This window comes from Kitasatospora sp. MBT66 (assembly GCF_000710405.2).
GTDB lineage: Bacteria > Actinomycetota > Actinomycetes > Streptomycetales > Streptomycetaceae > Kitasatospora > Kitasatospora purpeofusca.
In genome coordinates this window covers 253,877-266,530 of record NZ_JAIY01000020.1, presented here as the reverse complement: position 1 = coordinate 266,530, position 12,654 = coordinate 253,877, and the positions used below count along the sequence as shown (strand labels likewise).

Genomic DNA, 12,654 nt, shown 5'->3' with positions numbered 1-12,654 from the left:
CGGACGGCGGCCGGGACGGCCTGGGACGGCGCGAGCGCCTGCACCGGGCTGCCGGGCTGCGCGAAGTCGCGGTCCGACGTCCGGGCCGACGCGGCGCGGGCGCTGGACGGGAGCACGGCCCGGGGTGCCGGCCCGCAGCCGGGCGCCGCCCTGCTGCCGGTGCACTGGTCGGGCTGCGAACGCCGCTGCGGCCACCCCGCCGGACGCCGGGTGGACGTGCTGGCGACCGGGGAGGGCTACCGGGTGGCGGTGACCGGCGGGCCGCAGGGGCGGGACACCGCCGTGGAAGTGACGAACGAGCTGATGGCCGCGGCGGTCGCCGCGGCCCGGAGGACCACGTGATCGAGTACGAGAAGGACGGCGCGTCCATCTACCGCCAGTCCTTTGCCACCATCCGGGCCGAGGCCGACCTGGCCGGACTGCCCGCGGACGTCGCCCAGGTCGCGGTGCGGATGATCCACGCCTGCGGCATGGTCGACCTGGTCGAGGACCTGGTGTACTCGCCCGGCGCGGTCGCCTCCGCGCGCGCCGCCCTGCGGGCCGGGGCGCCGATCCTCTGCGACGTGAACATGGTCGCCAGCGGTGTCACGCGCAAGCGGCTGCCGGCCGACAACGAGGTGATCTGCACCCTCACCGATCCGTCGGTGCCGGAGCTGGCCCGGGCGATGGGCAACACCCGCAGCGCCGCCGCGATGGAGCTGTGGCTGCCCCGGCTGGAGGGCGCGGTGGTCGCCGTCGGCAACGCGCCGACCTCGCTGTTCCGCCTGCTGGAGCTGATCGAGGCCGGCGCCCCGCGCCCGGCCGCCGTGATCGGCGTACCGGTCGGCTTCATCGGCGCGGCCGAGTCCAAGGAGGCCCTGGCGGCGCACCCGGCCGGCCTGGAGCACCTGGTGGTGCGCGGGCGGCGCGGCGGCAGCGCGATGGCCGCGGCGGCGATCAACGCGATTGCGAGCGAAGAAGAATGACCGACAGTCAGGAAGCTGCCCAGCGGGCGACCGGCCGGCTCTACGGTGTGGGCCTCGGCCCCGGCGACCCGTCGCTGGTGACCGTGCGCGCCGCCGAACTCATCGGCAAGGCCGACGTGGTGGCGTACCACAGCGCGCGGCACGGCCGTTCGATCGCCCGCTCCATCGCCGAGCGGTATCTGACGGGCGGTCAGATCGAGGAGAAGCTGGTCTACCCGATCACGGTCGAGACCACCGACCACCCCGGCGGCTACCGGGGCGCGCTGGACGACTTCTACCAGGAGGCCGCCGAACGTCTGGCCGCCCACCTGGACGCCGGTCGCGACGTGGTGGTGCTGGCCGAGGGGGACCCGTTCTTCTACGGCTCCTACCAGCACATGCACAAGCGCCTCGCGCACCGCTACCCGACCGAGGTGGTGCCCGGCGTGACCTCGATCAGCGCCGCGGCGGCCCGGCTGGGCCAGCCGCTGACCGAGGCCGAGGAGACGCTCACCGTCATCCCCGGCACGCTGCCCGAGGAGGAGCTGACCGCGCGCCTGGCCGCCGCCGACTCCGCCGTGGTCATGAAGCTCGGCCGCACCTTCCCGACCGTGCGCCGCGCCCTGGAGCGGGCGGGCCGGCTGGCCGACGCCCAGTACGTCGAGCGGGCGTTCATGGACGGCGAGCGGACGGCCCCGCTGGCCTCCGTCGACCCGGACACGGTCCCCTACTTCGCGGTGGCCGTACTGCCCAGCAAGGTCGCCCCGCTGGAGGCCCCGGCTCCCGACCTGAGCGGCCCGGGCAGCGTCACCGTCGTCGGCACCGGCCCGGCCGGCCCGCTCTGGCTGACCCCCGAGGCCCGCGGCGCCCTGGCCGCCGCGACCGACCTGGTCGGCTACACCACCTACCTCGACCGGGTGCCGGAGCGGCCGGGCCAGACCCGGCACGGCTCCGACAACAAGGTGGAGTCCGAGCGCGCCGAGTTCGCCCTCGACCTGGCCCGCCGGGGCCACCGGGTCGTGGTGGTCTCCTCCGGCGACCCGGGCGTCTTCGCGATGGCCACCGCCGTGCTGGAGGTCGCCTGCGAGGAGTCCTACCGCGAGGTGCCGGTGCGGATCGTCCCCGGGATGACCGCCGCGCACGCGGCCGCCTCCCGGGCCGGAGCCCCGCTCGGCCACGACTACGCGGTGGTGTCGCTCTCCGACCGCCTCAAGCCGTGGGACGTGGTCGCGGCGCGCCTGCGCGCCGCCGCCGGGGCCGACCTGGTGCTCGCCCTCTACAACCCCGGCTCGCAGTCCCGCACCACCCAGGTCGGCCGGGCCCGGGACCTCCTGCTGGAGTACCGCGCCCCGGAGACCCCGGTGGTGATGGCCCGCGACGTCGGCGGCCCCACCGAGCGGGTCCGCACCGTCCCCCTCGGCGAGCTGGACCCGGCCGAGGTCGACATGCGGACCATCCTGCTGATCGGCTCCTCCCAGACCCAGCACGTCCCCCGCGCCCCGCACCCGGACGTCACCTGGACCCCCCGCCGCTACCCGGAGGCCTGAGCCTCCCGTCTGCAGGGCCGTCCGGCCCCGGGTGCGCCCGGGGCCGGACGGCATTCGAGTGATGCCTAGGTGAGGAGACCGGCGATGGGCGAGGTCGGCGGGCGGGCCGGGCAGCTGCGGAGCAGTGGGCTGCGGCACGGGTGGACGACCGGGGCGTGTGCCACGGCGGCGACCAAGGCCGCCTACCGGGCGCTGCTCACCGGGGTGTTCCCGGACCCGGTGGAGATCACGCTGCCGAAGGGGCAGCGGCCGGCCTTCGCGCTCGCGGCGGAGCTGATGGCCGAGGGGCCGGACGGCGGGCGGCGGGCGACGGCCGGGGTGGTGAAGGACGCCGGGGACGATCCGGACGTCACCCACGGCGCGCTGGTGCGCTCCACCGTGCGGGCGGGGGAGCCGGGCGCGGGTGTGGTGTTCCGGGCCGGGCCCGGGGTGGGGACGGTCACCAAGGCCGGGCTGCCGCTGCCGGTCGGCGAACCCGCCATCAACCCGGTGCCCCGGCAGATGATCCGGGACGCCGTGGCCGAGGTCGCGGCCGAGTGCGGCGGCAGCGGGGACGTGGTGGTGGAGGTGTCGATCGACCACGGCGAGGAGCTGGCCCGGTCCACCTGGAACCCCCGGCTCGGCATCCTCGGCGGGCTCTCCGTCCTCGGCACCACCGGCATCGTCGTCCCCTACTCCTGCTCCGCCTGGATCGACTCGATCCGGCGCGGGGTGGACGTGGCGCGGGCCGCCGGGCGCACCCATGTGGCCGGCTGCACCGGCTCGACCTCGGAGAAGGTGGCCGCGGCGGTGCACGGCCTGCCCGAGGACGCGCTGCTCGACATGGGCGACTTCGCGGGCGCCGTGCTCAAGTACCTCAAGCGCCACCCGGTGCCGAGGCTGACCGTCGCCGGCGGCTTCGCCAAGCTCTCCAAGCTCGCCGCCGGCCACCTCGACCTGCACTCGGCGCGCTCCCAGGTGGACCAGGGGTACCTGGCCGGGCTGGCCCGCGCGGGCGGCGCGGACGAGGAGCTGGCGGCGGCGGTCGCGGCGGCCAACACCGGGCTGGAGGCGATCCAGCTCTGCCGGGCGGCCGGGGTGCCACTGGGCGACCTGGTGGCCGAGGCGGCCCGGGCCACCGCGCTCGGGGTGCTGGTCGGTTCGCCGGTCGCGGTGGACGTCATCTGCATCGACCGGGCGGGGACGATCGTCGGCCGGGCGCAACCGCTGGGGCCGTGAGGGCCGTCCTGCACCGGGGAGTTGTGTCCCAGGACTGTCCCGAGAACTTCGCCATGATGTGAAGATCTGACGCTCATACGGGGTGAGAAACGGACAAAAGTCGCGCCACGCCCGGGGTCGGTTCTGTTGCTATCTCAGTCATGAGATATCGTCTGGCGAGTGACAGGCGACTACCTCACCCGTATCGGCACCCTCATCCGCACCGCGCGTCAGCACCGCGGCTGGTCCCAGGCCCAGCTCGGCGAGGCCCTCGGCACCAGCCAGAGCGCGGTCAACCGCATCGAGCAGGGAAAGCAGAACGTCAGCCTTGAGATGATCGCCCGCATCGGCGAAGCGCTCGACAGCGAGATCGTCTCCCTCGGCTACTCCGGCCCGATGCACCTGCGGGTCGCCGGCGGCACCACCCTCTCCGGCGCGATCGACGTCCGCAGCAGCAAGAACGCCTGCGTCGCGATCCTCTGCGCCTCGCTGCTGACCACCGGCCGCACCACCCTGCGCAGCGTCGCCCGGATCGAGGAGGTCTACCGGATCCTCGAGGTGCTGAACAGCATCGGCGTCAGGAGCCGCTGGACCAACGACGGTCGCGACCTCGAACTCACCCCGCCCGCCGAGCTCGACCTGGCCGGCATGGACGTCGAGGCCGCCCGCCGCACCCGCAGCGTGCTGATGTTCCTCGGTCCGCTGATGCACCGCGCCGACAACTTCGCCATCCCCTACGCCGGCGGCTGCGACCTCGGCACCCGCACCGTGCAGCCGCACCTCACCGCGCTGCGCCGGTTCGGCCTGGAGGTCGCCACCACCGGCGGCGCCTACCACGCCTCGGTCCAGCCCGGCACGCCGATGGACCGGCCGATCGTGCTGACCGAGCGCGGGGACACCGTCACCGAGAACGCCCTGCTCGCCGCCGCCCGCCACGACGGCGTCAGCGTCATCCGCAACGCCTCGCCCAACTACATGGTCCAGGACCTCTGCTTCTTCCTGGAGAAGCTGGGCGTGCGGATCGACGGCGTCGGCACCACCACCCTCACCGTGCACGGCGTCCCCGAGATCACCTGCGACGTCGACTACACCCCGGCCGAGGACCCGGTGGAGGCGATGAGCCTGCTCGCCGCCGCCGTGGTCACCTCCTCCGAGCTGACCGTCCGCCGGGTGCCGATCGAGTTCCTGGAGATCGAGCTCGCCGTGCTGGAGGGCATGGGCCTCGACTACGACCGCACCCCGGAGTACCGCGCCCACAACGGCCGCACCCGGCTGGTCGACCTCACCGTGCGCCCCTCCAAGCTCACCGCGCCGATCGACACCATCCACCCGATGCCCTTCCCCGGCATCAACATCGACAACGTGCCGTTCTTCGCCGCCATCGCCGCGGCCGCCCACGGCACCACGATGATCCACGACTGGGTGTACGACAACCGCGCCATCTACCTCACCGAACTCACCCGCCTCGGCGCGGACATCAAGCTCCTCGACCCGCACCGGGTGCTGGTCCAGGGCCCGACCCGCTGGCGCGCCGCCGAGATGGTCTGCCCGCCCGCGCTGCGCCCGGCCGTGGTGATCCTGCTGGCGATGCTGGCCGCCAAGGGCACCTCGGTGCTCCGCAACGTCTACGTCATCAACCGCGGCTACGAGGACCTCGCCGAGCGCCTCAACTCCATCGGCGCCCAGATCGAGACCTTCCGCGACATCTGATCCGGACGCCCGCCGCTGCCCGGCCCCCGGAACCCCGGGGGCCGGGCAGCGGCGTGCCCGGGGCCGGCTACTCGCCGGTGCGGCCGTCGAGGTGCTCGCGGACGAGGTCGGCGTGGCCGTTGTGGCGGGCGTACTCCTCGATCATGTGGGTGACGATCCAGCGCAGGGAGTACGAGGTCTCCTTGCCGTCGGGCGCGCGGTAGTGGCCGAGGACGTCCAGGGACGGGGCGGCGGCGACGAGTTCGCGGGCGTGCTCGCACTCGGCGCGCCAGACGGTGAAGGCCTCGTCCGGATCGGCGCCGTCGGCGTCCCACTCGGCGAAGCCGCCGTCGGGGCGCCGCCAGTACCCGGGATGGCCCTCGCCGTTGAGGACGTTGCGGAACCAGCCGCGCTCCACCTCGGCCAGGTGGCGGGTCAGCCCGAGCAGGGAGAGCGTGGAGGGGAGCAGCGGGCGGGCGCGGAGCTGTTCGGTGGTCAGCCCGGCGCACTTCCAGGCGAAGGTGGCGCGTTGGAAGTCCAGGAAGCCCGTCAGGGTGGCGAGTTCCCCGGCGGCCAGGGGCGGCTCGGTGCGGGCGGCGTCGGCGAGTTCGTAGGCGTCGGTCATCCGGCCATCCTGGCAGCGAGGGGCGGGCCCCGCGCGGGAATTACCGGCTGATCAGGCCCTGTTCGGCCAGCCGTTCCAGCACCTCGGGGACGCTCGCCGCGACCGGCACCCCGGCGGGCAGCGGCGGGCGGTCCACCAGCACCACGGGCAGGCCGAGTTCACGGGCCGCGGTGAGCTTGGGCGCGGTGGCCGCGCCCCCGCTGTCCTTGGTGACCACGACGTCGATCCGGTGCTCGCGCAGCACCGCCCGCTCGCCGTCCAGGGTGAACGGGCCCCGGTCGAGCAGGACGTGGAGCGCGGCGGGCAGCGGCGGCTCGGGCGGATCGACCGAGCGGGCCACGAAGTGCAGGCCGTCGAGGTGGGCGAAGGCGGCGATGCCCTGCCGTCCGCTGGTGAGCAGGACCCGCCGGCCGAGGGCGGGCAGCAGCGCGGCGGCGGCGTCCAGGGACGGGACGCGGTGCCAGTCGTCGCCCGGTACGGCCGCCCAGCCGGGGCGGCGCAGCGCCAGCAGCGGGACGCCGGTCGCGGCGGCGGCCGCGGCGGCGTTGCCGGACATCACGGCGGCGAACGGGTGGGTGGCGTCCACCACCGTGTCCACCCGTTCGGCGCGCAGCCAGTCGGCGAGGCCGTCGGCGCCGCCGAAGCCGCCGATCCGCACCTCGCCGGCGGGCAGCCGGGGCCGGGCCACCCGCCCGGCGAGCGAGCTGGTGACCCGGAGCCCGGGCCGGCCGTCGAGCGCGGCGGCGAGGGCGCGCGCCTCGGTGGTGCCGCCGAGGAGGAGGACGTGCGTCATCAGGAGCCGCAGGGCTCGTGCGGGCGCTCGCGCTCCGCGGAGTAGAGGTGGCTGTCGCGGAACTGCTCGGCGGCGAGGGTGCGGCCGACGATGATCACGGCGGTGCGGACCACTCCGGCGGCCTTCAGCTGTCCGGCGATGTCCCCGACGGTGCCGCGCAGCACCAGTTCGTCCGGCCGGCTGGCCATCGCGACCACGGCGGCCGGGCAGTCCGCCCCGTAGTGCGGGAGCAGCTGCTCGACCACGTCGTCCACGTAGCCGGCGGCCAGGTGCAGCACGAGCAGGGCGCCGCTGCGGCCGAGGGTGGCGAGGTCCTCGCCCGGCGGCATCGGGGTGGCGCGCTTGGCGATCCGGGTGAGGATCACGGTCTGGCCGACGGTCGGCACGGTCAGCTCGCGCTTGAGCGCGGCCGCCGCGGCGGCGAAGGCCGGCACGCCCGGCACCACGTCGTAGGGCACGCCGGCCGCGTCGAGGCGGCGCATCTGCTCGGCGACGGCGCTGAACACCGACGGGTCGCCGGAGTGCAGCCGGGCGACGTCCTGCCCGGCGGCGTGGGCGCGGACCATCTCCTCGACGATCAGGTCCAGGGTGAGGTTGGCGGTGTCGACCAGTCGGGCGCCGGGCGGGCACTCGGCGAGGAGCTCGCGCGGCACCAGGCTGCCGGCGTAGAGGCAGACCTCGGCGCGGGCCAGGATCCGCTGGCCGCGCAGGGTGATCAGGTCGGCGGCGCCGGGGCCGGCCCCGATGAAGTGGACGGTCACGAGGCGTTCTCCCGGGAGGTGAGGGTGTCGGCGGCGGGTTTGACGGCGGACCACTGGGTGACCGGCATCGCCTGGCGCCAGCCGGTGAAGCCGCCGACCGGGACGGCGTGCGCCACGGCGAGCCGCAGCAGTTCGCCGCCGTGCCGCCGGTACCAGGTGGTGAGCAGTGCCTCCGACTCCAGGGTCACCGTGTTGGCGACCAGTCGGCCGTCGGGCGGCAGCGCGGCCCAGCAGGTGTCGAGCAGGCCGGGCGCGGTGAGGCCGCCGCCGACGAACACCGCGTCCGGGGCGGGCAGTCCGGCGAGCGCGTCCGGGGCGGGGCCGGTGACCACGCGCAGCCGGGGCACGCCGAGGGCGGCGGCGTTGCGGGCGATCCGCTCGGCCCGCACCGGGTCGCGTTCGACCGTGACGGCCCGGTTGTCGCGGTGGGCGCGCAGCCACTCGATCGCGATCGATCCCGAGCCGCCGCCGATGTCCCAGAGCAGTTCGCCGGGGACGGGGGCCAGGGTGGCGAGGGTGGCGGCGCGCACATGCCGCTTGGTCAGCTGGCCGTCGCTCTCGTACGCGCCGTCGGGCAGGCCGGGGACGACCGGGGTGCGGGGGCCGTCGGCGCCGAGCTCGACGGCGATCAGGTTGAGCGGGTCGCCGGGCGGGTGCGGCCAGCCGTCGGCGGGGCCGTCCAGCTGCCGTTCGCCGGGGCCGCCGAGCTGTTCGAGCACCCGCAGCCGGGCGGAGCCGTACCCGAGCTCGGCGAGCAGCGCGGCGACGGCGGCCGGGGTGGCGGCGTCGGCGCTGAGCACCAGCAGCCGGCGGCCGGGGTTGAGGGCGAGGCGCAGGGTGTCGAGGGGCCGGCCGACCAGGCTGACCACCTCGGTGGCCTCCAGCGGCCAGCCGAGCCGGGCGCAGGCGTACGCCACCGAGGAGGGGTGCGGCAGGATCCGCAGCCGTTCGGGGCCGACGGTCTCGGCGAGGGTGCGGCCGATGCCGAAGAACATCGGGTCGCCGCTGGCCAGGACGACCGGCCGGCGGTCCGCGTACCGGGCGATCAGACCGGGGACGGCCGGGCGCAGCGGGGACGGCCAGGGCACCCGTTCGGCGCCGACCTCCTCGGCGGGCAGCAGGTCCAGCTGCCGGGGGCCGCCGATCACGGCCCCGGCGGTCCGCAGGGCGGCGCGCGCGGTGGCGGCGAGGCCGGGCCAGCCGTCGGCCCCGATCCCGACGACGGTGATCGGGGGTGGCTGCTGGGACACCGGGTGGCTCCTCGGGTGCGTACTCGGGGCGGGTGGGGGCAGCCTACCTGGCGGTATTCGCCCCGCGGTCGGTCAGGGTGCGGCCCCGGACACCCGGGCTCAGCGTCGTCCCGGGGGGCTTCGGCACGCTACGGCCGACCGGGGGAACCCCAGCAAAGGGAGGACAGCATGTCCGACTCAGCGGTCCCGCACACCACCTCCAACGCCGGAATCCCGGTGCCGAGCGACGAGCACTCGCTCACGGTGGGCAGGGACGGCCCGATCCTGCTCCACGACCACTACCTGATCGAGAAGATGGCGCAGTTCAACCGGGAGCGGGTGCCGGAGCGGGTGGTGCACGCCAAGGGGGCCGGGGCGTACGGCGTCTTCGAGACGACGGAGGACGTGAGCCGGTACACCAAGGCGCTGCTGTTCCAGCCGGGGAAGCGGACCGAGGTGCTGGCGCGCTTCTCGACGGTCGCGGGCGAGCAGGGCAGTCCGGACACCTGGCGCGACCCGCGCGGGTTCGCGCTGAAGTTCTACACCGAGGACGGCAACTACGACCTGGTCGGCAACAACACGCCGGTCTTCTTCGTCCGCGACACGATCAAGTTCCAGGACTTCATCCGTTCGCAGAAGCGCCGCCCCGACAACGGCCTGCGCGACCACGACATGCAGTGGGACTTCTGGACGCTGTCGCCGGAGTCCGCCCACATGGTGACCTGGCTGATGGGGGACCGGGGTATCCCGAAGTCCTACCGGCACATGAACGGCTACGGCTCGCACACCTACCTGTGGATCAACGCGGGCGGGGAGCGGTTCTGGGTGAAGTACCACTTCAAGACCGATCAGGGCATCGACTTCCTCACGCAGGACGAGGCCGACCGGCTGGCCGGCACCGACCCGGACCTGCACCGCCAGGACCTCTGGCAGGCCGTCGACGGCGGCACCCCGCCGTCCTGGACGCTGTACGTGCAGGTCATGCCCTTCGACGAGGCACCGGGGTACCGGTTCAACCCCTTCGACCTGACCAAGGTCTGGCCGCACGGCGACTTCCCGCTGGTCCCGGTCGGGAAGCTGACGCTGAACCGCAATCCCGAGGACTACTTCGTCCACATCGAGCAGGCCGCCTTCGAGCCCGCCAACCTGGTACCGGGCATCAGCGTCTCGCCGGACAAGATGCTGCTCGGCCGGATCTTCTCCTACCCCGACACCCACCGGTACCGGATCGGGCCCAACTACGCCCAACTGCCGCCCAACCGGCCGCACGTACCGGTGCGCTCCTACGCCAAGGACGGGCCGATGCGCTTCGACCCGTCGCGGGCGGCGGCACCCTACGCGCCCAACTCGTACGGGGGTCCGGCGGCGGACCCGAGGGCCTTCGACGATCCGGCGGCCGGCTGGTTCAGCTCCGGCGACATGGTGCGCGAGGCGTACGCGCCGCACGCGGAGGACGACGACTGGGGGCAGGCGGGCACGATGGTGCGCCGGGTGCTGGACGACGGGCAGCGGGACCGGTTGGTGGCCAACGTGGTCGGGCACCTCGGGGCCGGGGTGAGCGACCCGGTGCTGCGGCGGGCGCTGGAGTACTGGCGCAAGATCGACGGGGCGCTCGGCGACCGGATCGCCCGGGGCCTCGCCGCGGACTGAGGCACCGGCCGGGCCGGGCGTCCGGCCCGGCCCGGGCCCCGGGCCGGCCTCGGCCGTGCGGTCCTCTGCCCCGGCGTCATCGGCCGCGCCGCCGCCAGTCGCCGGAGGCGATGAGCGCCGGGTGCGCGCGCAGCCGGGCGCCGACGGCCGGTCCGGCGAGGTACACCCAGGCCGGGGCGGTGCCGCCGTCCTCGGTGCGGACGGTCAGCCGCTCGCGGACGTACTCGCCGCCGCCGTCCGGACGGCAGTCCTCCAGCCGGTCCAGCGCCGCGAGCGCCTCCGGGTAGGCGGCCGGGCGGACCGTCACCAGCTCGCCGACGATCCGCCGGCCGGGGGTGTCGTCCGGCACGGCGTACGGGAACCCGGGCCCGGCGTGCAGCGCGGCGCCGTCCAGGACGGCCGGCCGTACCGAGGCGCAGCGGCCGGCCAGGAACACCGCGTGGTTGCGCTCCCCGGTGAGCAGGGTTCCGTAGACGAAGAAGGGGAGGGCGGACGGCACGGGGACTCCTCGGGGCCGGGGTGGGAAGCGGACCGGTGTTCGATGGTGACCGCCTGGTGATACCCACTGGCGCGCGGGGTGGCCGATGCGGTGTCATGTCGGGTACATCTGCCAGCACCGTTCCGGGGGGACACCCATGACAGCTCCAGCCGAACGCCGGCCGGCCGGGTCCGCGAGCGCCCGTCCCGTCCCCGCCGACGCCCCCGCAGATGCCCCCGCAGATGCCCCCGCAGATGTCCGCGCTGATGCCTCCGACGGCACCGGCAAGGCCGACGGGGCCGCCGCCGGACGGCTCGGCGCCGGGGTGTGGACGGCGCTCGTGGTGGTCTACGTGGTGTGGGGCTCGACCTATCTGGCGATCCGGATCGCGGTGGAGACCATGCCCTCCTTCCTCTCCGCCGCCGCCCGCTTCCTGACCGCCGGTCTGCTGCTCGCCGGCTTCGTCGCCGTCCGCCACGGCCGGGCCGGACTCCGGGTGGACCTGCCGCAGCTGGGCTCCGCCGCCCTGGTCGGACTGCTGCTGCTGACCGGCGGCAACGGACTCGTGGTGCTCGGCGAGACCTCCGTCCCCTCCGGCCTGGCCGCGCTGCTGGTCGCCGCCGTGCCGCTCTGGATGGTGCTGCTGACGGCGGCCGGGGGCGAGCGGCCCAGGCGGGCCGAACTGGCCGGCGTGCTGCTCGGACTGGTGGGCCTGGCCGTGCTCTCCGCCCCCGCGATCGGCGGCTCCATAGCCCCCACCGGGGTGGTCGCGATCATCTGCGCCACCCTCACCTGGGCGTCCGGCTCCTTCGCCAGCAAGCGGATCCGGATGCCCGGGAACGTCTTCGCGTCCAGCGCCTACCAGATGCTCGCCGGGGGGCTCGGCAATCTGCTGATCGGGCTGGCCCGGGGGGAGCAGCACGGGCTGCGCCCCGGCGACGTGTCCACCCGGTCCTGGCTGGCGCTGGCCTTCCTGGTGGTGTTCGGTTCGCTGGTCGCCTTCACCGCGTACGCCTGGCTGCTGCGCGCCGCCCCGCTGACGCTGGTGGCCACCTACGCGTACGTGAACCCGGTGGTGGCCGTGCTGCTGGGCTGGCTGGTGCTGGCCGAGCCGCTGACCGGCCCCACCCTGCTGGGCGGGGCCGTCGTGGTCGCGGGCGTGTGCCTGGTGGTGAGCGTCAGCCGCGGGTCGGGACGGCCGTCGGCCCGGAAGGCCGTCCGGGAGTCCGTCCGGGAGTCCGCCCGGGGGTGAGGTGAAGGGTCGGTCCGGTGCCGGCTCACCCGGACCAGGTGGCGAGCAGGGTGCTCAGGGTCACGCCCGGGCCGAGACCCAGCAGCAGGCCGCGGGCGCCGGCCGGCGGGGGTGTGCGGTGGGTGCGGGCGAGGACGGAGAACACGGTGGCCCCGCCCAGGTTGCCCTCCTCGGTGAGGACGTCCCGCGAGTGCCGCAGGAACGCGGCGTCCGCGTCGAGCAGCACCCCGAGCCGGTCCAGGATGGCCGGGCCGCCCGGGTGCAGCACACCGAAGTCCAGCTCCCGTCCGCCGTGCCGGTCCAGCCAGTCGAGCAGCGCCGGGCCCAGGTCGGTGACCGAGCGGAGCGAGGCCCGGGTGGAGGCGAAGTGGTCGCCCCGGTGGTCCGTCAGCTTGCGGTAGCGGTCGGTGGTGTGCGGGATGGTGTACTCGAAGCAGTGGTCCAGCCTGAGCCCCGGCGTGCGCTGCTCGGCCGTGACTACGGCGGCCG

Annotated in this window: 11 protein-coding genes and 2 pseudogenes; 7 read left to right on the top strand and 6 right to left on the bottom strand. The window is 75.0% G+C overall.

All coding sequences use genetic code 11. The features are described from left to right. From BI06_RS42215 to BI06_RS42195, 5 genes and pseudogenes are all read left to right on the top strand, one after another. Nucleotides 1-342 (top strand): annotated as a pseudogene (locus tag BI06_RS42215) (hypothetical protein); the annotation flags it as partial. Continuing rightward, nucleotides 339-965 (top strand): precorrin-8X methylmutase, encoded by a 627-nt coding sequence (locus BI06_RS42210; protein WP_030392140.1) that lies wholly within the window; start codon nt 339-341, stop codon nt 963-965. The pseudogene BI06_RS42215 and the gene BI06_RS42210, both read left to right, overlap by 4 nt. Further along, nucleotides 962-2,491, top strand: coding sequence for a precorrin-2 C(20)-methyltransferase (locus BI06_RS42205; protein ID WP_030392141.1), 1,530 nt, complete (start codon nt 962-964; stop codon nt 2,489-2,491). The genes BI06_RS42210 and BI06_RS42205 overlap by 4 nt, the downstream gene beginning before the upstream one ends. Nucleotides 2,492-2,575: 84 nt before the next feature. After that, a complete protein-coding gene (locus BI06_RS42200) occupies nt 2,576-3,709 on the top strand; it encodes a cobalt-precorrin-5B (C(1))-methyltransferase (protein ID WP_051742932.1) in 1,134 nt (377 codons plus the stop codon). Between the two features lie 159 nt (nt 3,710-3,868). Further along, the gene (locus BI06_RS42195) at nt 3,869-5,398 is read left to right on the top strand and encodes a UDP-N-acetylglucosamine 1-carboxyvinyltransferase (RefSeq protein ID WP_043477427.1); all 1,530 of its coding nucleotides are present in this window, start codon (nt 3,869-3,871) and stop codon (nt 5,396-5,398) included. A gap of 67 nt (nt 5,399-5,465) precedes the next feature. On the opposite strand, the gene BI06_RS42190 is transcribed toward BI06_RS42195, so the two are convergent. Genes BI06_RS42190 through BI06_RS42175 form a run of 4 tightly spaced genes read right to left on the bottom strand, consistent with a single transcriptional unit; the run spans nt 5,466 to nt 8,806 of the window. Continuing rightward, entirely contained in the window at nt 5,466-6,002 is a 537-nt protein-coding gene (locus BI06_RS42190; protein ID WP_030392146.1) for a DinB family protein, read from the bottom strand. A gap of 40 nt (nt 6,003-6,042) precedes the next feature. Continuing rightward, on the bottom strand, nt 6,043-6,795 hold the full coding sequence (locus BI06_RS42185; RefSeq protein ID WP_043477424.1) for a cobalt-precorrin-6A reductase: 753 nt from the start codon (nt 6,793-6,795) through the stop codon (nt 6,043-6,045). Further along, nucleotides 6,795-7,556, bottom strand: coding sequence for a precorrin-4 C(11)-methyltransferase (gene cobM, locus BI06_RS42180; RefSeq protein ID WP_043477421.1), 762 nt, complete (start codon nt 7,554-7,556; stop codon nt 6,795-6,797). The genes BI06_RS42185 and cobM overlap by 1 nt, the downstream gene beginning before the upstream one ends. Then, nucleotides 7,553-8,806, bottom strand: a complete 1,254-nt coding sequence (locus BI06_RS42175) for a bifunctional cobalt-precorrin-7 (C(5))-methyltransferase/cobalt-precorrin-6B (C(15))-methyltransferase (RefSeq protein ID WP_043477418.1) — start codon at nt 8,804-8,806, stop codon at nt 7,553-7,555. The genes cobM and BI06_RS42175 overlap by 4 nt, the downstream gene beginning before the upstream one ends. Nucleotides 8,807-8,974: 168 nt before the next feature. Between BI06_RS42175 and BI06_RS42170 the strand changes: the two genes are divergently transcribed. Further along, nucleotides 8,975-10,435: a catalase gene (locus tag BI06_RS42170; protein ID WP_043477416.1), complete on the top strand. Its 1,461-nt coding sequence runs from the start codon at nt 8,975-8,977 to the stop codon at nt 10,433-10,435. Nucleotides 10,436-10,511: 76 nt separating this feature from the next. Here BI06_RS42170 and BI06_RS42165 read toward each other — a convergent pair whose 3' ends face one another. Beyond that, entirely contained in the window at nt 10,512-10,934 is a 423-nt protein-coding gene (locus tag BI06_RS42165; RefSeq protein ID WP_030392151.1) for a gamma-glutamylcyclotransferase family protein, read from the bottom strand. 136 nt (nt 10,935-11,070) lie between these two features. Here BI06_RS42165 and BI06_RS42160 point away from each other — a divergent pair, with 136 nt between their 5' ends. Then, nucleotides 11,071-12,165, top strand: a complete 1,095-nt coding sequence (locus tag BI06_RS42160; RefSeq protein ID WP_082559074.1) for an EamA family transporter — start codon at nt 11,071-11,073, stop codon at nt 12,163-12,165. 25 nt (nt 12,166-12,190) lie between these two features. Here BI06_RS42160 and BI06_RS42155 read toward each other — a convergent pair. Then, nucleotides 12,191-12,654: pseudogene (locus BI06_RS42155) on the bottom strand (PhlD); the annotation flags it as partial.

Coding starts and splice junctions, on each gene's coding strand:
- BI06_RS42205 (WP_030392141.1), top strand. CDS start 962: ATGACCGACAGTCAGGAAGCTGCCCAGCGGGCGACCGGCCGGCTCTAC.
- BI06_RS42200 (WP_051742932.1), top strand. CDS start 2,576: ATGGGCGAGGTCGGCGGGCGGGCCGGGCAGCTGCGGAGCAGTGGGCTG.
- BI06_RS42190 (WP_030392146.1), bottom strand. CDS start 6,002: ATGACCGACGCCTACGAACTCGCCGACGCCGCCCGCACCGAGCCGCCC.
- BI06_RS42185 (WP_043477424.1), bottom strand. CDS start 6,795: ATGACGCACGTCCTCCTCCTCGGCGGCACCACCGAGGCGCGCGCCCTC.
- BI06_RS42170 (WP_043477416.1), top strand. CDS start 8,975: ATGTCCGACTCAGCGGTCCCGCACACCACCTCCAACGCCGGAATCCCG.
- BI06_RS42160 (WP_082559074.1), top strand. CDS start 11,071: ATGACAGCTCCAGCCGAACGCCGGCCGGCCGGGTCCGCGAGCGCCCGT.